The organism is Nostoc sp. FACHB-133 (assembly GCF_014698055.1).
Lineage (GTDB): Bacteria > Cyanobacteriota > Cyanobacteriia > Cyanobacteriales > Nostocaceae > Nostoc.
Map to the genome: position 1 here is coordinate 69,506 of NZ_JACJSH010000030.1, position 22,792 is coordinate 92,297.

19 protein-coding genes and 1 pseudogene are annotated in these 22,792 nt (G+C 40.0%); 13 read left to right on the forward strand and 7 right to left on the reverse strand.

Annotated features, from left to right (window positions below; genetic code table 11):
* The first annotated feature begins 525 nt into the window (after positions 1–525).
* The 5 genes and pseudogenes from H6G86_RS22825 (at position 526) to H6G86_RS22845 (ending at position 3,428) form a co-directional block, all read left to right on the forward strand.
* Positions 526–750, forward strand: coding sequence for a hypothetical protein (locus H6G86_RS22825; protein WP_190936224.1), 225 nt, complete (start codon positions 526–528; stop codon positions 748–750).
* Positions 751–1,443: 693 nt separating this feature from the next.
* A pseudogene (locus tag H6G86_RS22830) lies at positions 1,444–1,911 on the forward strand (LmeA family phospholipid-binding protein); the annotation flags it as partial.
* A 27-nt stretch (positions 1,912–1,938) separates the two neighbouring features.
* Positions 1,939–2,490, forward strand: a complete 552-nt coding sequence (locus H6G86_RS22835; RefSeq protein WP_163931756.1) for a DUF2231 domain-containing protein — start codon at positions 1,939–1,941, stop codon at positions 2,488–2,490.
* 316 nt (positions 2,491–2,806) lie between these two features.
* Entirely contained in the window at positions 2,807–3,223 is a 417-nt protein-coding gene (locus H6G86_RS22840; RefSeq protein ID WP_190936225.1) for a ribosomal maturation YjgA family protein, read from the forward strand.
* Complete coding sequence (locus H6G86_RS22845) at positions 3,201–3,428, forward strand: DUF167 domain-containing protein (protein ID WP_190936226.1); 228 nt, start codon at positions 3,201–3,203, stop codon at positions 3,426–3,428. The genes H6G86_RS22840 and H6G86_RS22845 overlap by 23 nt, the downstream gene beginning before the upstream one ends.
* Before the next feature lie 101 nt (positions 3,429–3,529).
* Here H6G86_RS22845 and H6G86_RS22850 read toward each other — a convergent pair whose 3' ends face one another.
* A complete protein-coding gene (locus tag H6G86_RS22850) occupies positions 3,530–4,141 on the reverse strand; it encodes a glutathione S-transferase family protein (RefSeq protein WP_190936227.1) in 612 nt (203 codons plus the stop codon).
* A 198-nt stretch (positions 4,142–4,339) separates the two neighbouring features.
* Here H6G86_RS22850 and H6G86_RS22855 point away from each other — a divergent pair, with 198 nt between their 5' ends.
* From H6G86_RS22855 to H6G86_RS22870, 4 genes are all read left to right on the forward strand, one after another.
* Positions 4,340–5,047: an SOS response-associated peptidase gene (locus tag H6G86_RS22855; protein ID WP_190936228.1), complete on the forward strand. Its 708-nt coding sequence runs from the start codon at positions 4,340–4,342 to the stop codon at positions 5,045–5,047.
* Positions 5,048–5,238: 191 nt separating this feature from the next.
* Positions 5,239–5,760, forward strand: coding sequence for a photosystem I assembly protein Ycf3 (locus H6G86_RS22860; RefSeq protein ID WP_012409902.1), 522 nt, complete (start codon positions 5,239–5,241; stop codon positions 5,758–5,760).
* A 76-nt stretch (positions 5,761–5,836) separates the two neighbouring features.
* The gene (gene gatC / locus H6G86_RS22865; protein ID WP_012409901.1) at positions 5,837–6,130 is read left to right on the forward strand and encodes an Asp-tRNA(Asn)/Glu-tRNA(Gln) amidotransferase subunit GatC; all 294 of its coding nucleotides are present in this window, start codon (positions 5,837–5,839) and stop codon (positions 6,128–6,130) included.
* A gap of 1,021 nt (positions 6,131–7,151) precedes the next feature.
* Positions 7,152–7,664: a hypothetical protein gene (locus tag H6G86_RS22870; protein WP_190936229.1), complete on the forward strand. Its 513-nt coding sequence runs from the start codon at positions 7,152–7,154 to the stop codon at positions 7,662–7,664.
* 165 nt (positions 7,665–7,829) lie between these two features.
* Here the strand turns inward: H6G86_RS22870 and H6G86_RS22875 are convergent, their stop codons facing one another.
* Both H6G86_RS22875 and H6G86_RS22880 read right to left on the reverse strand, forming a co-directional pair.
* Positions 7,830–8,612, reverse strand: a complete 783-nt coding sequence (locus H6G86_RS22875; RefSeq protein ID WP_190936230.1) for a peptidylprolyl isomerase — start codon at positions 8,610–8,612, stop codon at positions 7,830–7,832.
* 380 nt (positions 8,613–8,992) lie between these two features.
* Entirely contained in the window at positions 8,993–10,540 is a 1,548-nt protein-coding gene (locus H6G86_RS22880) for a beta-barrel domain-containing protein (protein WP_190936231.1), read from the reverse strand.
* A 116-nt stretch (positions 10,541–10,656) separates the two neighbouring features.
* Between H6G86_RS22880 and H6G86_RS22885 the strand changes: the two genes are divergently transcribed.
* A complete protein-coding gene (locus H6G86_RS22885) occupies positions 10,657–10,881 on the forward strand; it encodes a hypothetical protein (protein ID WP_190936232.1) in 225 nt (74 codons plus the stop codon).
* On the opposite strand, the gene H6G86_RS22890 is transcribed toward H6G86_RS22885, so the two are convergent.
* Together H6G86_RS22890 and H6G86_RS22895 are read right to left on the reverse strand one after the other, a co-directional pair.
* Positions 10,854–13,928 (reverse strand): peptidase domain-containing ABC transporter, encoded by a 3,075-nt coding sequence (locus tag H6G86_RS22890; protein WP_190936233.1) that lies wholly within the window; start codon positions 13,926–13,928, stop codon positions 10,854–10,856. The two genes, H6G86_RS22885 and H6G86_RS22890, sit on opposite strands and share 28 nt — an antisense overlap.
* Positions 13,929–13,949: 21 nt before the next feature.
* Positions 13,950–14,549, reverse strand: a complete 600-nt coding sequence (locus H6G86_RS22895) for a helix-turn-helix domain-containing protein (protein ID WP_190936234.1) — start codon at positions 14,547–14,549, stop codon at positions 13,950–13,952.
* Between the two features lie 1,563 nt (positions 14,550–16,112).
* On the opposite strand from H6G86_RS22895, the gene H6G86_RS22900 reads away from it, so the two are divergent.
* Entirely contained in the window at positions 16,113–16,760 is a 648-nt protein-coding gene (locus H6G86_RS22900; RefSeq protein WP_190936240.1) for a Uma2 family endonuclease, read from the forward strand.
* Between the two features lie 173 nt (positions 16,761–16,933).
* Here the strand turns inward: H6G86_RS22900 and rpmB are convergent, their stop codons facing one another.
* The gene (rpmB, locus tag H6G86_RS22905; protein WP_114082227.1) at positions 16,934–17,170 is read right to left on the reverse strand and encodes a 50S ribosomal protein L28; all 237 of its coding nucleotides are present in this window, start codon (positions 17,168–17,170) and stop codon (positions 16,934–16,936) included.
* 217 nt (positions 17,171–17,387) lie between these two features.
* Complete coding sequence (htpG, locus tag H6G86_RS22910; protein ID WP_190936235.1) at positions 17,388–19,376, reverse strand: molecular chaperone HtpG; 1,989 nt, start codon at positions 19,374–19,376, stop codon at positions 17,388–17,390.
* Between the two features lie 268 nt (positions 19,377–19,644).
* Here htpG and H6G86_RS22915 point away from each other — a divergent pair, with 268 nt between their 5' ends.
* Together H6G86_RS22915 and H6G86_RS22920 are read left to right on the forward strand one after the other, a co-directional pair.
* Positions 19,645–20,970 carry a P-loop NTPase family protein gene (locus H6G86_RS22915; RefSeq protein ID WP_190936236.1) on the forward strand — a complete coding sequence of 442 codons (1,326 nt, stop codon included), beginning with the start codon at positions 19,645–19,647 and terminating at the stop codon, positions 20,968–20,970.
* Positions 20,967–22,792, forward strand: a 1,826-nt coding sequence (locus tag H6G86_RS22920; RefSeq protein WP_190936237.1) for a tetratricopeptide repeat protein, incomplete at its 3' end; no start/stop codon positions are given. The genes H6G86_RS22915 and H6G86_RS22920, both read left to right, overlap by 4 nt.

The window sequence follows — 22,792 nt, forward strand, 5'->3', positions numbered from 1 at the left end:
AGAAACAACACAACTATGGGGAAATGATTCAACTAGTGGACGCGATCACTCTGGAGAATTTGCCAAAGTGCTTTGGCAAATTCTCCAGAGCTATTTCTGTTGTTTACAGAGGATTATACTTTGCGGCCCCAAACGAACATTAATTAACCCTCTTCTAAGAAAACAGAATGGTTTCTTTACATTCATTGCGATTGCTTTTATCACTTTGGGCTGATGTAATAGCCCAAAAGCTTACATATTCTTAGGTTTCATTTTTGTCTATAACTATTCTTTTCTGCGAGGAAATAAAGCCTCAAATCTTTATTAAATAAAAGTCTCAGAAGTTGATAAATGCACATTTTTTTGCAGCTTAGGAAATTAAACATAATAATATTTATTTATTCTATTTTTTTTGTTGTCACCTGAAAGTTAGAAAAATATTCTGTTAATCTATTCCTTGAGAATCATGCTAAATATACCAATTAAATTCATCATAAATTCATAGGTTCTAATCAACCTATAAAACGTAAGTGAGGTAAACAATTTATGTCAAATCAAATCATAGAATTTGGTCAACCGAACGAACTGTTCTACCAAATGTCTGCTGAAGAATCTGCTAATTTCAATGGTGGTGGACTCTTAACTGCTGCCGCGTATAACACTGTAGCAACAGCGTTCTTACCAGCGGGATCAAAAGCTTTAATTGATAATACGACGTTACTGTTCACAATTAACTCACAGGGGGCACCTGGGACTTCCGTCAGTCCATAATCGGTTCGTTGCAAATACACTTAATTAAGTATTTTACTTAATTAAGGGGTGTTAGTAACATTGGAACCAAAGCACGCCCCGTTCGCCCGATATAAGTGAAAACTTAAGGATGGGTGAACGGGTAGTGCTAGATCCTCTTAACAACTGACAAGACCTGCATCAGTTTGTAGGGACTACCGATTTTTTCACGAATCATTGTAGTCCCCCAAGTGCTATCGCCTGTTGCTTCAAAGCTAGCTAATGTCAATAAAACAACGTAAGTGACCAAAAAGCTGATTATTTCGTTCATCAATCCAGGCGATTAACCCAGACTTATGAATAAGACACATAGCAAACCTACTTACGTAGATTATATTGTTAAACTTCCTGAGCGATCAATCGCTGGAGGAGTTTTGTCGCTGGGTGTACCGCTTCATGGGTAATGCTCAGTTTATGTCTCCTCAATATCTAGCTGAACAACACCAGAAATTTGCTCGTGCATTAATAGATCGGTGTTCTTCCAAAGCTATATAAATCAGAATTTTATTACAGAAACATACCACTAACCCGGAACTCCAGGTTAGTGGTAGTTTAGGCTCAATCTTCATGCCGTAACTGCCATACTGCACCGCAAGCGGCCCCAGCCCCAGCTAACAATCCGGTACTCATTCCTTGGATAGTTTTTTGGATTGGATCTTGAGTTAGACAGTCGCTACTGAAGCTAATGCCCAGGTTGTCTTAACTGAAGCTGATATTAATCGAGCTTTTAACTCAGAATATGTGCGATCGCAGCTACAAAGTCAAAAAATCCATGTTAATGGGCAATTGACGGCTATTGAACCACAAAATGTAGAGTTTCGATTACCTGGCTATGGAAAAATAGTACTAAATGCCAGTATAAAATTAGTAGAAACAGGTGAGAATCACCAAGTTGCTTTTTCCGCGATTCCTCAGATCAGCCCTAATGGAAAAACAGTTTCTCTAGAAAATGTTGAGTATGGCGAAAGTGAAGAAATATCGCCAGATTTGACAAAAGCCTTGATAGATGAAACTAGTGAGATTTTAAATTTGAGTAATTTTGATTTAGAGGGAATGAATCTACAAGTTAGGCAACTAAGAGCAGAGGTAGGCAAGCTAACCCTACAATCTGAAGCTTATATTGAACAAATCACTTCTGCTTAAAAACTAATTAATTGAGGATACTAAATAATGGAAAGTACAGAAACAACGCAAACAAGTTCAACACCTTTTCCCAATATTCCACCAGTTATTGAAAGTAATGACAGTGAATATCGGGATACTGGCGTACCTAGCACAGTTGCGATCGCAGGACATCCCCTACATCCCCTGAGTGTGATCTTTCCCATCGCCTTTTTAGCCGCCGCCTTGGGAAGTGACATCGGCTACTGGTTAACTGGTGATTTCTTTTGGGCTAGGGCTTCGCTATGGTTAATCGGACTCGGATTAGCTGGAGGTTTACTCGCTGCTGCGATCGGTCTGAGCGACTTTTTGAAAATTGAACGAGTTCGCAAGCGCACCGCCGGTTGGGTGCATTTGATCCTTAACGTTTCTATCCTAGTTTTATCACTCGTCAACTTCCTCCTACGTTGGGGCGACGCTGAATCCCGAATAGTTCCCTGGGGACTGTTAATTTCGCTCGTTGTTGGTACGCTGACCAGCGCTTCCGGCTGGTTCGGTGCCGAACTCTCCTATCGCCACAAAATCGGTGTAGTGGGCGCTGGTAGCAGAAGATATCCCTAACAAGACTTACGCAAACAATAGCCGAAAAGAAAGATGTTCTTCTTAGGGCAATTCATGTAGGCGCAAAGCGGTGAGCCATTCCGGTGTATGGGTTCTCCGGCATCAAGGAAGTAGCGTTAGCGTAGCGGTAGCATACCCTTGTGGGGAAGCAAGCTACGCGCAGCGTCTTGTAAAGAGGTACGAGCGTCACCCGCAGGGTATTTACCCTACAGCGTGTAGTTTTATGTAAGTACTATTAATAAAATACAAAATTAGGAATTCTTAAGAAAGAGCAGTGTAGAGGCTAAAATTTTCCTTAGTCTTTAGCCTTCATAAAATGCTCGAATCTCGTAAACAAACAATATTTATTATTATTTCTATGCTCATCGTTGTACCGATGGGCCTTTTTTCTAAGTTTTACAGTGGGTCTGGTCATCAGTGGTTTAATGACTACGGAGGAGATATACTTTATGAAATATTTTGGTGTCTATTTGCTTTTTGGTTGTTCAGAAGTCGGGCGGCTATAATCCAAATTCCTATATGGGTTTTTGTCATCACCTGTATACTAGAATTCTTACAACTTTGGCATCCGCCACTATTAAATGAAATTCGTGCCACCTTGATAGGTAAATTATTACTTGGTACTACTTTTGTATGGTGGGATTTTCCTCATTACGCATTGGGTTGTATTGTAGGTTGGTTATGGCTGCGACAATTATATAAAATGGGTTATGCAAAAAAAAGTCAAAGTTAAACCTAATTCAAAACAGCAAAAAATTGAAGAACAACCTGATGGCAGTCTGACTGTATATTTAAAATCGCCTCCAGTTGATGGTAAGGCTAATGAAGAGTTAATTAAACTCCTAGCAAATAAATTTGATGTAGCCAAATCTGATATCAGAATCAAGTCGGGTTTATCCTCTCGTCAAAAGCTGATAGAAATTGATACAGGTACTTAGTTGATACTGAGTAATGTCTTCTTGAAAAACTTTACCTCTTTGCCAAGACAACCCCTAGCAGAGGCAATAAATGAGAGACATGATATTGTAAAATCAACTTTTTATACTTCTGAAATGCTGATATATCTTGGTTGAGCTTTAACTCTTTCTATCCAAGCTTGAATAGAAGAAAATGGTGTTAAATCAAACCCACCTTCGTCAGCTACATGAGTATAAGCAAACAAGGCAATATCAGCAATTGTGTAACGCTCTCCTACAAAAAAAGTGTTAGAGGTTAAATGTTTTTCCATCAAGTTAAGTGCTGCATAACCTGGTTCGCGTTTTTCCTTAATAGCTTCACTATATTCTTCAGTTTTACCTAAAATAGAAATCCAAAATCTTGATGTAGCAATGAAAGGTTCATGGCTATACTGTTCAAAAAATAACCATTGCAGCACTTGCGCTCGTAAAAAGCGGTCATAAGGCAAAAATTCTGTCCCTTCACTCAGATATACCAATATGGCATTTGATTCTGCTAAGTATTGCCCTGGCTCAATTTCTAGAATAGGTATCTTTCCGTTAGGATTTTTACTTAAAAATTCTGGTGTTCGAGTCTCGCCTTTCAAAATATTAAGCTCTACCCTTTCAAAAGGCATACCTAGTTGTGTGAATAAAAGACGTATCTTATAACCATTACCGGAAGGTAAAAAATCGTACAAACGCAGTAGTTCCATGCTAAAATGCAGTTATCAATATGTTGATAAGTGAAGGCTTAAAATACAATATTTTACCAAAATATTTTCCAAAAACCGGATAATTTCTTTTAAAATTTAGCTTTTGAGTACTAAATAAAATTATCTGAAAAAATAAAAAACATATTATTGATTTCTAGATTGAAATATTTAATTTAGTTAGTGGTTGGGAATAAAAGTATGTGTGGAAGATTTACTCTAAACCAGTCAGCAGAAGCTTTAGCCCAAGTTTTCTATGTGGAGCCAGTTCTAGATTTAGCAGCCGATTTTAATATCGCGCCTACCCAAATGGTGGCAACTGTGTTACAAAACCCCGAAAGCGAAAAGCGTGAATTTCAGCAGTTGCATTGGGGATTAATTCCCTCATGGGCAAAAGATGCAGGAATGGGAGCAAAGCTGATTAATGCTAGGGCAGAAACTGTTGCCGAAAAACCAGCTTTTCGTTCGGCTTTTAAACATCGTCGCTGTTTAGTGTTAGCCGATGGCTTTTATGAGTGGCAACGTCAACAAGGTAAAAGTAAAAAGCAGCCGTTTTATTTTCGTCTTGAAAATGGGCAACCCTTCGGCTTTGCCGGTTTATGGGAGAAATGGCGATCGCCTGCTAACGAAGAAATAATCTCTTGTACAATTTTGACAACGGCAGCAAACGAATTACTTCAACCTATCCACGACCGGATGCCAGTGATTCTAGAGCCAAAAGATTACGATTTATGGCTAGATTCTCAAGTCCAAACGCCCCAAACCCTACAGCAGCTATTGCGTCCCTATCCAGCGCCAGCAATGATTGCGTACCCAGTTAGCACCTTGGTAAACAACTCTCGGCATAATAGCCCAGAGTGCATCATCCCACTCAGTGAGGAGAACGCCCCCACAAATCAGTTAAATTAACTATTGAGCGTGCTAAGGGATTAGGAGATGAGGGAGATGAGGGAGCAGGGGAGCAGGGGAGCAGGGGAGCAGAGGAGAAGTTGCAGTAAGTTTTTCCTCTCTGCCCCTTTGCACTTCTACCTCTTGTGCCATGCCCAATGCCCAATGCCCCATACCCAATGCCCCATACCTAGTAATACCCAGAGACAAATATGCCAAGAACACAAAAAAACGATAATTTTGTTGACAAATCTTTTACAGTGATGGCAGATATCATCTTGAAGATCCTGCCAACCAACAAAAAAGCTAAAGAAGCGTTTGTTTATTATCGAGATGGCATGTCGGCCCAAGCAGAAGGGGAATATGCTGAAGCATTGGAGTACTATGAAGAAGCTTTAACACTAGAGGAAGATACCAACGATCGCGGTTATATTCTCTACAACATGGGGCTAATCTATGCCAGCAACGGCGACCACAACAAAGCTTTAGAACTGTATCACCAGGCAATTGAGTTAAACCCACGCCTACCCCAAGCCTTGAACAATATCGCCGTGATTTATCACTACCAAGGCGAGAAGGAAAAAGAAGCAGGAGATAACGAGGCTGGCGAAGCACTCTTTGACCAAGCCGCAGACTATTGGATTCGAGCTATTCGCATGGCTCCCAATAACTACATCGAAGCCCAAAACTGGTTGAAAACCACCGGGCGATCGCAAATTGACGTATTCTTTTAGTCATTAGTCATTAGTTCTTTGTCACTTGCTAAGGACTAATGACCAATGAAAAATGACCAATGAAAAAGAACAATTTATGATTGACCAAGAACAAGTTCATAAAGTAGCTAATCTGGCTCGTTTAGAGTTGACTCCAGAAGAAGAGGAACAATTTACTACCCAATTAGGAAGTATTCTGGATTATATTCAACAGTTGGATGAGCTGGATGTCAGTAATGTGCCCCCAACAACACGGGCAATTGATGTTAGCAATATCACACGAGAGGATGAATTGCAACCCTATGCTAATCGTGAAAGTATTCTTAACAGTGCGCCTGAACAGGAAGGCGAATTTTTCAAAGTTCCAAAAATTCTTAACAGCAATGAGTAAGTAACAAGACTGTTGAGCAGAGAAAATAATTGCAAAAAAATCTAGATTAGTTATTTCATATCTGGGTAATCAAGAGACAATTAAACCATCCTGGACATAAATCAGTTGTTTTGTTTGATCTGCAATATTTTGTTTGTGATTTACTATCACAATAGTCATTCACTGCTCGTTCAACTCTGATAGCAAATTCATCACTTCTTGGGATATTTTGCTATCTAATGCAACCGTCGGTTCATCTGTTATAACTAAAGTCAGCTTATTGACTGACCTTCAGAAAGTTGATTTGGGTGGTTAAAGATTCGTTCTGTTGCAGTAATCTCACTCTTATCAGTGATTTTTCTGTGCGATTCCGTCTTTGATAGATAAATTAATACCTTTAAGTATAGGAATATTAACTTTCCCTAAATAATATTTTTGTAATTAATAGATTCTAGATAAATTTCGAGTAGTTAGCTATGGCTGCAATGTTGTTCATTAACCTCAAATCCAGACTGCATTAAGTATTTATACTTAATGCGTTCGATAAACATTTAAGGTATTTTTGTAAAATAAATACATACTACATTTTGAAGTCCGGTCTCTGGGTTATAACAGAAGCCGATATTAGGATACACTGGCTTTTGAATACATCGAAAGTTCAGCAGGGACTTTGTTTTTTACTGCTGGTGACTTATTGCCAGTATCCTATCACCTTTTGCTGTATGAAACTTACTTCAAGCTACGGGAAGTCTCCCTCAAGAAGGTTTCTTAGCATCCAAAACGACTCTCACTGTTTTAAGGCTATAGCCTTAGAATATTTACAAGCTTTGCTTACGAATTAGCTGTCTCTAGAAAAAGTACCGATTTTGCTTTCTAAGCTGACATTACACCCGTTTATATGCGGATTTATGTAGCTTAATAACAAATTAGCGGATTCATTAATATTAAGCCTGTTTTACTATTTAGTTCCTTATCCTGATTTATTAGACAGCTAGAGTGTTCATTTCACTTTGTTCAATAGCTTTTAGCCCTTATCGCTCCCATGCTGACTCATCACCGCAAGCCCGTGTGCTTATCACTTATTTCCACTGACCTACCAATCTGGTCTGTTGTCGAAACTGCTGCGACATTGTATCAAAAAGATACTGATAGATTCCATTTGCTGCTAACTGCACCGCCCCTAATAAGCTGCGAAGTAGAGAGTGTCGTAAGTCCAGAGGATACGCTTCCCCAAAGTAAGAGCAAAGCTTACGCCCCTAACAGTCCTAGAATTTTGTGGCTAGAGATTTCCCCTTATCGAGTCATCATGACTATGCAAGGTAACGCTCAAGTGAGTTATCGTCACTTTTGGGAACAGGGCGTTTATGGTATTAGTCGCTATTGGTTGCCAACTGAGTCGTTGCAACCTAACGACCCTATTCGGTTACGAAATTTTACTAGTAGCCTAACTCTCAACGGACATCCTTTACCAGAGAATTTGCGTCTGGAATATGAATTGTGGGCAGAAAAAGTCCAGTTAGGATGCTACATACTTAATTTGGAAATTAAACACTGATATTTAAGGGGATTGGGTACAGATTATTCTCTATTAGCTGTCACCTCTCCCCTAACGTCAATACTTGTAGCAATCCTATCTTAGAACAGTGGCATGGTTGCGTTGCGTAAGAGATTGGCTGCAACCAGAAAAGCGCTAAAGCCACCACAAATGATGGTAATGGTATTAAGCCTGTATTAAAACATCTTTAGATACTTTAGAACTAGCATCCTTTGTGAGCTTTGTGACTATTTCCATAGCAGCAGTTTGTGACTTTAACCAATTAGTAAACAAGTCTCCAATGATTTTCAGTCGTCTTTGTTCGTCTAATTGAGGTTTAATGATTTCCTCAACTGCAATTATATGCACTCCTTTGGGAGTAGTTATTGGCTTGAGAATTTGTGGGGGATTAGCAGCAAAGATGGCTGCTGCAATCTCCGGTCTAAAATCAGTGCGTAGACGTATTCCTTGATATCCTCCAGCCCGGCGTATTTCGGTATTTTGAATGTATTGACGGGCGATTTGTTGAAAACTAATTTCTCCTTCTTGCAGCGCATAAAATAGTTCTAGCGCTAAATCTTCATCATCTAATACAACTTCATAAGTGACTGCTGCAATGTAATCGAGTTGGTGTGCATAAAAAAATTGTTCAGCTTTGTCTGCAAATAAATGATTTGCTAATTTGGCTGAGAGAAGGTTGTTTTCGGCTATTGCTTCAAAGTCGTCTAAAGAAAGATGATATTTTTCTAACCACGCCCAAGTATCTTCTGCTTTGAGCAGTTGGTTGGCTAAACGCAGGCTATCTGCTGCGCGTTGCAGTTCTTCTAAACCAATTTGAATACCTGCCTTTTTCGCTTCCTGTTCAATAATTTTTTTGGTTGCGATCGACTCTAATACATTAGGGATTTGGCAAGCAAGTTTTATGTGGTCAAGAATATCATCAGGAGAAACAGTCAATACATTTGACATAATTTAATTCCTCCAATGGCTACCTAAATCATTAGGATATTATCAGGATTAATCGGACAATATTAATTAAATCTATACTGTAATTTTCAGATTTAATTATTTATTGCCTCTGTCTAATAGTAGCCTTAATATTTAATTTTGTGCGATTGTGAAAATCTTTTTATAAAATTAATATTTTTGCATTAAGATTATAAAAACCAGCAAAAGACATAAGTAATTAAAAATTAAGATGAAATAATTGTTCAAATACAAGTTAGTAATGCTTGATAGAAATTGAACCATGAAGCTCACCCCGACTTTTTTAATAAGTCGGGGTTCTTGTTGTTCATGCTCTAAGCTACAGTTTAATTACCTGAAAATTGCTGTAAGTTGGCAATTTCCTAAAGCTCCAAACCACCTTGTTGTAACTTCTTAAACGGATCTAAAATAAAATCTACAATCCGGCGTTGGCGGATAACCACCTCTGCACTTGCAGTTTGACCTGGTGTTAGAGGGATACGTTTGTTGGCAGTTTGGATATAAGGCTGAAGTAGGGAGATTTCCAACTCATAGGTTTCGATGTTACCTTGATTCGTCGTTTGAACTTTCGAGTTAGGCGAAATCCAGCTAACGCGTCCTTGCACTACCCCATAATCTTGGAAGGGATAAGCATCAAATTTGATTTTAACTGGCATTCCTACCTTTAAAAAACCGCTTTGTTGGCTAGGCATCTGCGCTTTGAGAATCAAAGGAGTATTGTTGGGCGCAATTTGGGCAAGCATCTGTCCTGGTTCTACTACAGATCCTGGTTTGTGGATAGGCAACTCGAAAACTGTGCCATCAATAGGCGATCGCACTATTCGTTGTTGCATCTGTAGCTGTAAAGATGCAATCTGGCTTCCTGTTTGAGCAATTTCTGATTGCAGGTTAGTAATTTGTCCTTGTAAATCTTTAAGCTGTTCCTGATTTTTCAGCACCGCTAGTCTACCTGCTTGTACCACACTGCGATAGCTGCTTTGCTGTTCTTGCAGACTAAGTTTTGCCTGCTGAATATCTGAAAGGGCTTGACCCATCAACGACTGATAGCGGTTAAGTTCTTCTTTTAAGCGCAACTGTGCTTGTGTGATATCAGATTTTGCTTGTTCCTGTAAGCGTTGACTTTCTTCTGCAATCTTTTCTAATTCCACAACTTTGATTTGGGGAATTGCACCTTGCCGCAAAAGCTGGCGATAACGCGCAACTTCTGTGACATCTCGGCTGAAACGACTCTTTGCTAACTTTTGAGCAATTTGGGTAGAACTGATATTCTGGCTAGCTTGTTGCACTAAAGCCAATTTTTCTAGTCTTTGTGAGTTATAGGTACTCTGTTTAGCATTAAGATTTTGCTGTACCTGACTAACTTGAGCAAGTTTTTCTAATTCTTGGGACTTATTTTGTTGTTCTTGGATGTTAATCGTCAAGATAATTTGGTTTTTCAGGAGATCCAGTTGCGATCGCCGATTCAATAAACCTTCCAGTTTTGTCTGTACCTGCTGCAAATCCGTTCGCAGCACATCAGACTCTAATTGAACTAAAATCTGTCCTGCTTTTACAGTTGAGCCTTCTTTGACATTGACGGCGGTAATGCTACCAGTAACTGGACTATCTAATTTTTGGGTTGCTCCTTCAGGTTCCATACGTCCTCTAGCGCTCCCTGTTTCATCAACTTTAGAAAGCATTGCCCAAGGTAAGATGATTCCAGCAAAGCCTACCAGTAAATACAATAGGGAGCGCGTCCAGAGTTTTGGTAAGGCATCTAGTAGTTCCTCGGTGCCATAAAACCAATCATTTGCTTCAGATGTTTTTTGTGTCTGAGGATGAAAGATGGCATTTGTGTTTTCCACCAGGTGAAATTCAGTTGGTTTTGGGATAGCGAAGGCGGATGATGAATTATTAGATGGGTTTGGCATAAGAATTGGACGTTGGGGATTAGGGACAGGCTAATTTGTAATTAGGTTTGGATTGGGGATTTTGAGTATCTGAGGTGGATGAATCCAGTTCAAAGGTGGATGAATGAGTATCTGAGGTGGATGAATCCAGTTCAAAGGTGGATGAACGAGTATCTGAGGTGGATGAATCCAGTTCAAAGGTGGATGAACGAGTATCTGAGGTGGATGAATCCAGTTCAAAGGTGGATGAACGAGTATTTGAGGTGGATGAATCCGGTTCAAAGGTGGATGAACGAATATCTAATTTCCTTCATCCCCTATTTCTGAGTCCCTTTCAACCTGTTTGCGCTAGTTGTTGCTGATTTAGATAAAAATAATGTCCTTTTTTAGCGATTAATTGCTCGTGAGTGCCGCTTTCGACCAAAATGCCCCGATCTAAAACTAAAATTAAGTCAGCATTACGCACTGTAGAGAGACGATGAGCAATAATTAAACTTGTGCGTCCTTGAAGAATTTTTGTCAGGTTGTGCTGAATAATCCGCTCAGATTCAGCATCTAAGTGACTAGTTGCTTCATCGAATATCAAGAAGCAGGGGTTTCCTAACAAAGCACGAGCGATCGCTAGGCGTTGGCGTTGTCCACCGGATAACATACCCCCACCTTCACCAATTTGGGTTTCGTAGCCCATTGGCATTAGCTTAATAAAATCATCTGCTCCTGCTAGCCGCGCCGCTTCAATAATTTCTTCTTGCGAAACTTCTGGATGAGCAATGCTGATATTCTCCTGAATCGTACCGCCAAACAAAAAGGTATCTTGGTCTACAACGCCGATTTGGGAGCGGAGCGATCGCAGAGAAATATTAGTCACATCTTGACCATCAATCAAAATTTTGCCATCCGTCGGCAGATATAGCCCTAAAATCAGTTTGGAGAGGGTTGTTTTTCCAGAACCACTACGCCCCACAACGGCTATAGTTTGCTCAGGTTTGATTTCAAAACTGAGGTTTTCTAAGACATTAATATCACTTTCTGGATGATAACGAAAAGTCACATTTTCAAATACAATATGACCGCGTAAACTACTTAAAGTCTGACGTGGTTGAAATTGTAAATCTTCTTCTGGCTCTGCTTCTAAAACATCATTAATTCGCTCAGTGGAAATGATCACCTCTTGCAACTGATTCCACAAGACAACGAGTCGTTGGAAAGGTCGAATGACGTTTCCTAACAACATATTGAAGGCAATTAATTGTCCAATGGTTAGTTGATTTTGAATTACTTGCCATGCACCAAACCAAAGTAGTCCTGTAGTAACTAGTGATTCGATACTAGAACTAAAAATTTGTAGTTGGTTACTAATTACCTGACCGCTAAAGGTCTTTTTAATGACATTATTCAGCAGTTCTTCCCAATGCCATCGGACTGTCTGCTCAATTGCCATTGAGCGAACTGAGCGAATACCCGTGAGGGATTGAATCAAATAACTGTTTTCTTTAGCTGAAGCATTAAAAACTTCGCGGCTAATGCGACGCAAAAAAGGTGTAGCGATCAGCGCCAATAATACAAAAGGCGGGACGATCGCTAAACTGAACAATGCCATTTGCCAGCTATACCAAAACATCAATGCCACATAGACAAATACTGTCATCAAATCCAAAACAATAGATAGTGCTTCTCCAGTTAGAAAGCGCTGAATTTTTTGATTTTCTTGGACGCGAGAGACAATATCGCCAACGTACCGCGACTCAAAAAAAGCTAGGGGCAAGCGAAAGGTATGCTTAATAAAACCTACCAGCAGTGTTAGTGACAGACGATTGGCTGTGTGATCTAGTAGATATTGCCGCAGTCCATTCAGAGCAACGCGGAAAAAACCAAAAATTAGTAAGCCTAAACCAACGGCGTTTAAAGTTAGGGTACTACCCTGGACAATTACTCGGTCTAACAGTAGCTGGGTAAATAGAGGTGTAACTAGTCCAAATACTTGAATCAACACCGAAGCGATAAACACTTCTAGCAGTACTTGCGAGTGAGGTTTGACTAAATCAAAAAACTGCCAAAATGCTGTAGTCGCTTCTTGGGTTTCTTTGAGTAAGTCTGTGGGTTGTAATAACAGGGCGTAACCAGTCCAACCGGCTTTAAATTCGCTAGCAGTAAGGGTACGTTGACCAATGGCGGGGTCGCCAATAATCACCCGTTTTTTATTGACTTCATAGACGACAACATAGTGCTTACCTTCCCAGTGAGCGATCGCAGGTAGGGGTTGTTGGGCTAGTTTATCGAAGCTAGCTTTCACCGGACGGGTAGCAAAGCCGATACTTTCTGCGGCGGCTGTCAAACCCCGCATTGATGCCCCACTGCGACTGACGTTAGTTAAATCTCGGATGCGGTTGACATTAAAGCGCTTCCCCCAATAGCGACTAATCATCACCAGACAAGATGCCCCACAGTCAGAGGCGCTTTGTTGTTCAAAAAACGGATACCGTTTAGTCAAGCGTCCCAACCAATGCCCAGCCTTTACCTTTGGGCTAGGAAAGTACGGCCGTTGTCTCCTTTGGTTTTGTTTTGGCTCAATGCTAGGAATTGGGAATTGGGAATTGGGAATTGGGGATTGGGAAGAGTTTTTCCTAGTCCCCAGCCCCAAATCTCCACTTTCCAGGACAGTTTGAGGCTCTTGGGAATCTATCAACTCTGCTAATTGCGGCCAGTGTTGTAGGGCTGTTTGCCAATCCGCATTACTCAAACTGTAAGCGATCGCTGATCGCGCTACCTGCAAACTTCCCTCTTTGGGATTCAGATAGATGCTTCCAGGTGTCAATCTTCGCCCATGAGAATCTAGCAGTTCGCCCCGATACAGCAACCAAAGCTTAATATCTTTAGTGAGATTGGCACTTAAGGAACCACTTTCTAGATTGTGTCGCTCAAATAGAGATAGCGCTTTAAACGTCTCCTCAATGGTGCCATTATGCCCAATTAAGGAGTTGTAACAACATAACAGCAGTAAATCCCAGACCTCTGCGCGTCTTAAAAGGCGATCGCGGACACTAAGCGATGTCTGAATTACCTCTTGTAAAATCTCTTGGTTGATATAGCAAAGCTTTAAGTTTGCCGAAGCTCTAGCCACATAAGGACTAAATTCCTTTTCTGGAAATAAAGTCAACTCGCCAAATGACGATCCAGAAAAGAGAGTAGTAATTAAATTATTAGAGCTATCCAGCAGCCTGACTTTACCACTCAGGACAATATAAATTCCTGTGTCAGTTGTAGTTGCTTGCCAAAACTGCTTTGCTATTTGTGGTTCGACAATCTTCAGCCCTCCAAGACACGTATCAAGTTCTTCCTTTGACAGCGACTTACCCAAGACTTGGGTAATTTGTTCAGCTAAATATTGCTGGGAAAACGCTGATGGCATTTTCTAACCTCCAAAACAGTATTAGTTATTGGTCTGAATTAGATTAAATGACCAATGCAAACTAGGTTCAGAGTTAGATTGCAAGTCGCAGATTGTAATACCAGCATCTTTATTTTTGTCAGTTTCTTGTGGACAAGAATTTTTGCGTTTAGTAGAAAGCCCCATTTTTTTTAGCAGCCGATTAACATGGCGATCGGTAATTGCAATGCCAAATTCATTTGCTAAATGTTTACTTAACCATTGTGCTGTCCAGCAGCTAAATGCGTAACCATATTCACGCGGACTATTACTTACCAATTCTTTCAAGCGTTCAATATATTGATCGTTAACAGTCTTGGGTCTACCTATCGGTCGCTCATTCCATTTATGTGCTAAACCTGCCTCTGCAACACCAATCCAGTACCGTGCCATTTCCTGAGAACAACTTAAGATTTCACAGATTTGGCTTTGAGATTTACCTTTATCAGCAAGCAACATAATTTCAATCCGCCGACGATATTCTGGTTGTAAATTAGCTTGCAGGTTTTTCAGCAGTGCCTTCCGTTGAAAAGGTGTTAAGAACTTGCTCTCGTGCATGTCATAGCATTCAAGAGCTTTCTCTTGACTGAAATTTTCTGACATAATTTTTATCAGTTTATACCAAGTATCAAATGTGGGTAAATGTGTCTTTTGCAACTGTTTTTAATCCTGAGATACCAGGATATACAACTGCAAATTAATTGAGCCGAGAAGGTTAATTAAATATGGAAGTGGTGTGCAAATAGCGACAGGTATATATACCCCTAATATTCTGATGATTTAGGAGCAATATTACTGTCTTGATTCAGGTTTTAATAAATTCAAATTGGACGTTAATGGTCTTCACTTGGAATAAAAATACTTCAAACCATTAAACCAATCACTGGTCAGCCGCTAAAATTTGACAGATTTTCCTGAAGCCCGGTGCAATAATGGTATTGGTTAAGACCATTACCCCTAATTGATGGTAATAGGTAAACACTTTCAAGGCTTCGGGTAGCCCTTATATTGATAATTTTACTAAGTTCTACAATACGGTTTATAGATTAACCTACTAATATTTAAGTAGGTTAAGTTTTGATTACCAAAGAAAAGTTTGATCTTGTTCGGTTAATGGGAAGCTAAAAACATTCAAGGTCAGGTATGAATAAGAATCTACTTCTTAGACTATCTAAAACTAGTGGCTTTCTCATCAGTAGATAGTCCTAAATTTGAATCTATTTCGAAGAAAATTGCAACGCCGAAGTGACAGCTACTCAATCTTTATCTTAATCCACTATTCTTTATTTAAGGATAATCCTATATTTAGTCAATAGCTTTCACAAAAAATAAAAATATTTATCAAATCTTGATAATAATTTCACTAAAACATTACAAATTATCTGAATAAAAAAAAGTATGAGTTTAACATAGAGTTTCCAATTTCATAATAATAGGAGTTACGCAAACAATAGTCAAAACCCTGATTCTCTGGTAGGGTCAATTCATGAATTGCCCCTGCCATGTATAGTTTTTCATAAATCCTAAATAATTGCTCGTTTAAAATTTATTATCGGAACAAACGGCAAGATACCTAACTTATTGTTGGCTAAAAAATACAGGATTGTTATGAGTTTATATTAAGTCTACATCTGCCCATAGTAGGAAAACTACATCCCTTACTATCTGCCATATTTATGATGTAGATATCTATCTATAGTATGAAAATATTCTAGTTTGTCAAAAAAGCATTTGTAGACCTATTTACGACTAATTTTCTCTAGCTAAAGACAGGTTTTACTAAATTTTTGAAAAAGTTGACAATTTCCTCTGCTTCAATAAATATTTTTGCAAGGTCATTCATTATTTTTCTTAGTATATTTAGACACTTCTATAAACTGTGCTTACCCTTAAGTCCTTTCAAATCAAATAATTTCCTTCTCTATCTGGAAAAGACTGAAAACAAATTGTAGTAACCAATAGAAACTAAATCAGGAACTAAAACCTCTGGAGTCCCCAGAGGTTTTTTCTTTAAACTATGCTCCTCTGCTGGCACTTCTATGAGGAGTGATATCCGACAACAAGCTGCGGCGTGTAAGCATTCGACAATTCGATACAAGCAAAAATTGTCGCAATGAATTAGTAGAGTAAGCTAAATTTAGATATAAGCTACTGGGAGTGGAGATGATGTTGTTGGAATTAAAGCGCATCCATGTTCCACCAGGACAAAGAGTGTTACTGCGAGATGTAACCTGGCAGGAATTGGAAACAATTCTAGAGGATTTAGGGGAACACCGTGTAGCACGAATTGCTTATGACAGGGGAATACTGGAGATTATGGCACCACTGCCAGAACATGAATATGATAAAGAAATTATTGGCGATTTAGTCAAAGCGCTTCTGGAAGAGCTAAATACTGAGTTCATAAGTCTTGGTTCTACAACTTTCAAAAACCAAGTAATGTCTCAAGGTATAGAACCTGACCAGTGTTTCTATATAAAAAATGAATTTAAGATTCGTGGGAAGAAGCGTCTAGATTTAACAGTAGACCCCCCTCCAGATTTAGCTATAGAAGTTGACATTACTTCTCGCACTCATCCTAATATTTATGAGGCATTAGAAGTACCTGAGCTTTGGCGTTTTAACAAAGGAAAGCTCCAAATTAATGTTCTGCAAGATGGTCATTATGTAGAGTCTCAGCAAAGCCTAAATTTTCCTCAATTTAAATTAGGTGAAGCGATTACTCAATATCTTGAGCAAACTATAACCGAAGGCAGAAATGCAACATTCAAAGCTTTTCGTCTTTGGGTACAAAAGCAGATGCAACAGGGATAATTCGTAATGACGCTCGCGGACTCGCTACCGCTACGCTAACGTAATTAAGAATTAATTTTGGGTAATGAGCCGTCTAATTTCAGTTCTATTTTGGTAGGGAACCAGGATGAATAGCGGCAAAGCCGCTTATCCTGTCTCCCGTACATAGTCTCAGGTTATCAAATCCAGATTACTTAGTAATGATTGAGGTTAATACCAGCTTCTTTCGCCATTGCTTCTAACCCTTTAACTTCTAGGGTTTTAATTGCTTTGGTGGACAGCTTTAATTTTACCCAGCGATTTCCGCCTGCCCACCAAACACGCTTGCTTTGCAGATTGGCGTGCTGAAGGCGTTTTGTGCGACGATGGGAGTGAGAAACAGCAAAGGCGTTATTTGCCTTCTTACCAGTTAGTTCACAGCGACGAGACATAGCAAGTATCTCCAGATTGTTATTTTAATACAGCCTTTCCATTCTATGTCTTAGACAACAGAAGTGGAAAAGGGAGTGGGGGAGATGATGGGGAAGGGGAGCAGGGGGACAAGGGGACAAGAGGTGAGAACTTGAAACAAGTCTTTCCCCTTGTCCCCAATTCTCCTTGTCCCCTTGTCCTCTTGCCCATACCCAATTCCCCATACCCAATTCCCAACTATTTACTAGCTTGTTCAGTCAGCTTGGTGAGTACCTCATTCGATCGCTCGACGAAAGATTTCATTCCTTCAGCGTCAAATCCTTTCTGAGACATCAGCGCTAAATCGTAGACGTGTTGACAAATCAAGTTCACTAACTGATCTGTAGACGATTGACCATCACCTTGGATAATAGTACCTTGGTTCAGATTTGCCAGATTTTGAATTAGCGGGTGAGCAGTATTCACCAGCAAAATGTGATCTTCAGGAAACTCTGCTGTTCCCTGCTGCATCATGGCATTCATTTCTCGCAGGCGGCGAAGAATCTCTGGTAAAAGCACGATCGCAGGTGGTGTACCTTGAGGATCGTCTGATTTCAACGCTTCGGTACGGATGTTGAGTTTGGGTTTGTTGAGCGATTTCTCAAATAACTCTTTAATCGTCTCACTGCGGGTTTTGTTAGTCTTAGGATCGACAATTTCCTTATCTTTATCTTGTTCCAGCAGAGTATTATCTAAATCTGAGTCTACCCGTGTAAACTTAACATCCTGATATTCCCGCTCTAGGAAGTTGATAAAGTGGGTGTCAATGAAGGAGTCCATAAACAGGACTTCCAAACCTTGATTTTTGTGCAGTTCTATGTATGTAGCTTGGGTTGTTTCATCAGTGCTGTAGAAAACTCGGTTTTCGTTGCGTTCTTTGTTGCGTTCTAGATACTCTTTCAGTGTGGTGTAAGGAGCAGTGGGTATTGAGTTTTCAGCACTGGGTGAAGGAGTCACATCTTGCCAAGCATCGCCGTCTGAAGACTGGACTTCAACTACTGGAGTTTCAGCAGCAACTTTCTCTGTCAGCTTGGCGGTGGTGCGGAAGACGATGATATCTTCGATTTGCTTTTTGAATTTATCGTCGTTGAGAACGCCAAATTTTACAAAGGTGCCGAGGTCTTTCCAAGCACTGATGTATTGTTCACGATTATCGCGGAAAAGTTCTTTGAGGCGATCGCCTACTTTTTTGGCAATGTAGTCACCAATTCGCTTCACGGTGCGATCGCCTTGCAAGGCACTCCGCGATACGTTCAGGGGAATATCGGTGCTATCAATCACACCCCGCATCGGCATCAAAAATTGCGGGATAATCTCTTCGCAGTTGTCACTGACAAAAACTTGATTGCAAAATAGCTTGATCTGTCCTTTAGTAACATCTACATCCGGCCTCATTTTGGGGAAATACAAAATCCCGTTGATGATAAAGGGATAGTCTGTATTTAAATGCACCCATAACAGAGGTTCTTCCTGAAAAGGATACAGGTAGCGGTAAAACTCTAAATACTCTTCTTGACTCAGATTACTCGGAGACTCTCGCCACGGTGCTTTTTGCTTATTTAATACCTCACCTTCTAGTTTTATTGGTACTGGCAAGAAATCGCAGTAGGTCTTGACAAGATTCTTAATTCGTGCTGACTCTAAAAATTCCTCTTCTTCTCCTTGCAGGCTGAGAGTAATAGTAGTACCACGAGTTGTCCGAGACGAATCTTCTAGGGTGAAAGCTGGAGAACCATCGCAAGTCCAGTGAACCGCCTGCGCTCCTTCTTGATAGGAGAGAGTATCAATTTCTACCTTTTGCGCCACCATGAAGGAAGAGTAAAAACCAAGACCGAAGTGCCCAATTATAGGTTGATCTGATTTGCCTTCATATTTATGAATAAATTCTTCAGCGCTAGAGAAGGCAACCTGATTGATATATTTCTTAACTTCATCTGCGGTCATCCCGATACCGTTATCGGAGATGGATAGGGTTTTGTTATCTTTGTCAATGGCAATTTCAATTTCCGGTTCGCCGATATCTCCAGCGTAGTCTCCGGCGCGGGATACCATTTTCAGCTTTTGGATAGCGTCTACAGCGTTGGATACGAGTTCCCGCAAGAAAATTTGGTGATCTGAGTAGAGCGACTTCTTAATGATCGGGAAAATATTATCAGTATGAATACTGATAGTGCCTTGTTCTAGCATAATTGGTAATTTTTCGATGTTAGTATCTGAAATGATGATAGTGGCTTATACAGCCTAGCTCTCTGCTTTCCAGGATAAACCCGGAGAATACAGAAGGACATGATACCAATTAGGATTTTAAAAGCATAGCTTAGGCGATCGCACCTTTTTTGAGCATTGTTTGCCCCCATTTCTGATTCGGATTTCCCTACTTCCTAGTACAGACGCGATTAATCGCGTCTCTGCTTAATCTCCATTATTATGAGCATGATTGCTATATTTTTTACCTATGGTTAATAGTACTGACTTACTCGCAAAACTCTACAATGCCTTTAACCCCTTTGAACCCTTACCAGCAGGCGATCCAAAATATGTAGATTGTCAAGATGTGCGGGGAGATGCGGATATTGAGCAAGAGTTGGGAAATCGGATGCGATTGGCAGATACAAATACTTGCCAATTGTATTCTGGTCATCGGGGTGCGGGGAAGTCTACAGAATTACTCAGGTTAAAGAAATATTTAGAAAATCGGGAATTTTATGTTGTGTATTTTGCGGCTGATGAAGAGGATATCGATTCTGAAGATGCCCAATATACAGATATTCTCCTCGCCTGTACCCGCCGTTTGCTCAAAGATTTAAAAGGAATTGCTAGTCCTCGTCCCATACTCAACTGGTTGAAAGGTCGTTGGGAAGATTTGAAAGATTTGGCGCTGACTCCCATAGAGTTTGAGAGTATGGCAGTGGAAGTGCAGCTTGCTCAATTCGCTAAGTTAACTGCAAATTTAAGGGCTGTTCCTGAATTACGCCAGAAGATTCGCCAAAAAATTGATCCTTACACCGTCACTTTAATTCAGGTGTTAAATGAATTTTTGTTGGATGCAAAACAGCACTTACCTAATGGCTACAAGAAACTGGCGGTAATTGTCGATAACTTAGACCGGATGGTATTAGTTAAAGATGGAGAACGCACCAACTATGAAGAAGTCTTTTTAGACCGTAGCGAACAACTTCAAGCTTTAGATTGCCATTTGATTTACACTGTACCGATTTCAATGGTCTATTCTACTAGGGCAACAGACCTCAGAGATATCTACGGCGACCCCCAAATTTTGCCGATGATTATGGTAAAAACTTTCGAGGGAGACGTTTATCAGCCAGGACTCGAAAAAGTTAAGGAAGTAATTAAGAAACGAGTCCGGCAAATTGCACCCGAACTATCACTAGAAACGGAAATTTTCGACAGTCCCCAAACCTTAGACAGACTTTGTTTGATGAGTGGAGGTCATGTGAGGAATTTGCTATTGTTAACTCAAGATGCCATTGGACGTACTGAAGATTTACCTGTTTCAGAAAAGGCGGTGCGGCGAGCAATTACTCAAGCCAAAGATACTTATCGCCGCGCTGTGGAAAATCATCAATGGTGTCTGTTAGCGGAAGTGTCTTGTTCTAAGCGCATTATTAATGATGACTTGTATCGGAGTTTGATGTATAACCGTTGTCTTTTAGAATACCGCTATTTGGATGATGATGGAGAGATGCAGCGTTGGTATGATATTCATCCATTGATTCAAGGAATTCCAGAATTTAAAGAAGCCGTAGCGAAACTTGCATGAACTCGAATTTAAGTGATTGGGATGATGATTTACCCCCAGAACCTGAAGAAGCTTATCAAGACTTGCTTCGCGCATTGAGGCGTAAATCAGGATTTGGTTTGTTTTTTGTCCAATGTACACCTGTGGAAGCAGACAAGTTTATTGTCAAACTTCCCCAGGAGATTCCGCAGAAGAAGATTGCTGTTTTGCGCTTGGTTGAGTCAATTGATAATTTATATCAGCCAGTAGCAGAGTTTATTAAAGACAAGCAAGTTGATATTTTATTGATAAAAGGTTTGGAATATTCTTTATATAAGTATGAAAAAAGAAGTTTTGGAGAAATTACAGAAGGACAATTTAGCAATTTAACCAGTGTTCCGCATATTTTAAATCACTTAAATCAACAGCGAGAACGCTTTAGAGATGATTTTTCCATTAGCTTTGTTTTTCTTTTGCGTTCATTTTCGATAAATTATTTTATTCATCGTGCCCCAGATTTTTTTGATTGGCGTTCTGGCGTGTTTGAATTACCGACAACGCCAGAAGTAGTAGAAGAAGAATCAAATCGCTTGTTGCTGGAAGGAGACTATGAGGAATATTTGAAACTCAGCCCAGAACAAAGAATTGAGAAAATCATAGAAATTCAAGACTTGCTGACTGAAAAAAATCAGCCAGAGAATCGCCGTGCAAGTTTACTATTTGAACTGGGAAATTTACTATTTGCTGCTAAGGAATATGAACAAGCGATCGTATCCTACGACCAAGCTATCAAAATTCAACCTAATTACTACAAAACTTGGATCTACCGAGGCGCTGTGTTATGTGATTACCTAAAACGCTATGAAGAAGCGATTGCATCCTTCGATCAAGCATTGAAAATTAAACCAGATGACGACAAAGCCTGGTACAACCGCAGCATTGCACTAAACAATTCAGGACGCTATGAGGAAGCGCTGGTGTCTTATGACCAAGCACTGTACATTAAACCAAATGACGGCAAAGTTTGGGAGAGTAGAGGCAGTGTGTTATGGACTTTAGGACGCTATGAGGAAGCGCTGGCATCTTGTGACCAAGCACTGCAAATTAAACCAGATGATCACACAATATGGCACAATCGCGGCATTGCGCTTAAGGATTTAGGACGTAATCAAGAAGCGATCGCATCCTTTGATAAAGCACTGGAATTTCAACCAAATGACTACCACGCTTGGAGTAACCGGGGTATTGCATTAAGGAATTTAGGGCGGTATGAAGAAGCAATTGCATCCGACGACCAAGCACTTAAAATTAACTCTAATTATTACGAAGCCTGGAACAATAGAGGTGTTGTTCTATGTGATAATCTACAACGCTATGAAGAAGCGGTCACTTCTTTTGATGAAGTACTTAAAATTCAAGCAGATGATTATGTAGCTTGGAGTAACCGGGGTATTGCATTAAGAAATTTAGGACGGTATGAAGAAGAGATCGCATCCTTTGATCAAGCACTGAAATATAAACCGGATTACCACCAGGCTTGGTACAGAAAAGGCAATGCACTAACCAATTTAGGACGTAATGAAGAAGCGATCACATCCTTTGATCAAGCACTGAAATATAAACCGGATTACCACGAGGCTTGGAACAATCGGGGCAATGCACTATTAAATTTAGGAAGCTATGAAGAAGCGATCGTTTCTTACGACCAAGCACTGAAATATAAACCTGATTTCCATGAAGCTTGGAACAATCGGGGCAATGCGCTATTAAATTTAGGAAGCTATGAAGAAGCGATCGTTTCTTACGACCAAGCACTGAAATATAAACCTGATTTCCATGAAGCTTGGAACAATCGGGGCAATGC

Excerpts from the sequence above, each read along its gene's own strand:
- H6G86_RS22825 (WP_190936224.1), top strand. The coding sequence starts at position 526 with ATGTCAAATCAAATCATAGAATTTGGTCAACCGAACGAACTGTTCTAC.
- H6G86_RS22835 (WP_163931756.1), top strand. The coding sequence starts at position 1,939 with ATGGAAAGTACAGAAACAACGCAAACAAGTTCAACACCTTTTCCCAAT.
- H6G86_RS22840 (WP_190936225.1), top strand. The coding sequence starts at position 2,807 with ATGCTCGAATCTCGTAAACAAACAATATTTATTATTATTTCTATGCTC.
- H6G86_RS22845 (WP_190936226.1), top strand. The coding sequence starts at position 3,201 with ATGCAAAAAAAAGTCAAAGTTAAACCTAATTCAAAACAGCAAAAAATT.
- H6G86_RS22850 (WP_190936227.1), bottom strand. The coding sequence starts at position 4,141 with ATGGAACTACTGCGTTTGTACGATTTTTTACCTTCCGGTAATGGTTAT.
- H6G86_RS22855 (WP_190936228.1), top strand. The coding sequence starts at position 4,340 with ATGTGTGGAAGATTTACTCTAAACCAGTCAGCAGAAGCTTTAGCCCAA.
- H6G86_RS22860 (WP_012409902.1), top strand. The coding sequence starts at position 5,239 with ATGCCAAGAACACAAAAAAACGATAATTTTGTTGACAAATCTTTTACA.
- gatC (WP_012409901.1), top strand. The coding sequence starts at position 5,837 with ATGATTGACCAAGAACAAGTTCATAAAGTAGCTAATCTGGCTCGTTTA.
- H6G86_RS22870 (WP_190936229.1), top strand. The coding sequence starts at position 7,152 with ATGCTGACTCATCACCGCAAGCCCGTGTGCTTATCACTTATTTCCACT.
- H6G86_RS22875 (WP_190936230.1), bottom strand. The coding sequence starts at position 8,612 with ATGTCAAATGTATTGACTGTTTCTCCTGATGATATTCTTGACCACATA.
- H6G86_RS22880 (WP_190936231.1), bottom strand. The coding sequence starts at position 10,540 with ATGCCAAACCCATCTAATAATTCATCATCCGCCTTCGCTATCCCAAAA.
- H6G86_RS22890 (WP_190936233.1), bottom strand. The coding sequence starts at position 13,928 with ATGCCATCAGCGTTTTCCCAGCAATATTTAGCTGAACAAATTACCCAA.
- H6G86_RS22895 (WP_190936234.1), bottom strand. The coding sequence starts at position 14,549 with ATGTCAGAAAATTTCAGTCAAGAGAAAGCTCTTGAATGCTATGACATG.
- H6G86_RS22900 (WP_190936240.1), top strand. The coding sequence starts at position 16,113 with ATGTTGTTGGAATTAAAGCGCATCCATGTTCCACCAGGACAAAGAGTG.
- rpmB (WP_114082227.1), bottom strand. The coding sequence starts at position 17,170 with ATGTCTCGTCGCTGTGAACTAACTGGTAAGAAGGCAAATAACGCCTTT.
- htpG (WP_190936235.1), bottom strand. The coding sequence starts at position 19,376 with ATGCTAGAACAAGGCACTATCAGTATTCATACTGATAATATTTTCCCG.
- H6G86_RS22915 (WP_190936236.1), top strand. The coding sequence starts at position 19,645 with ATGGTTAATAGTACTGACTTACTCGCAAAACTCTACAATGCCTTTAAC.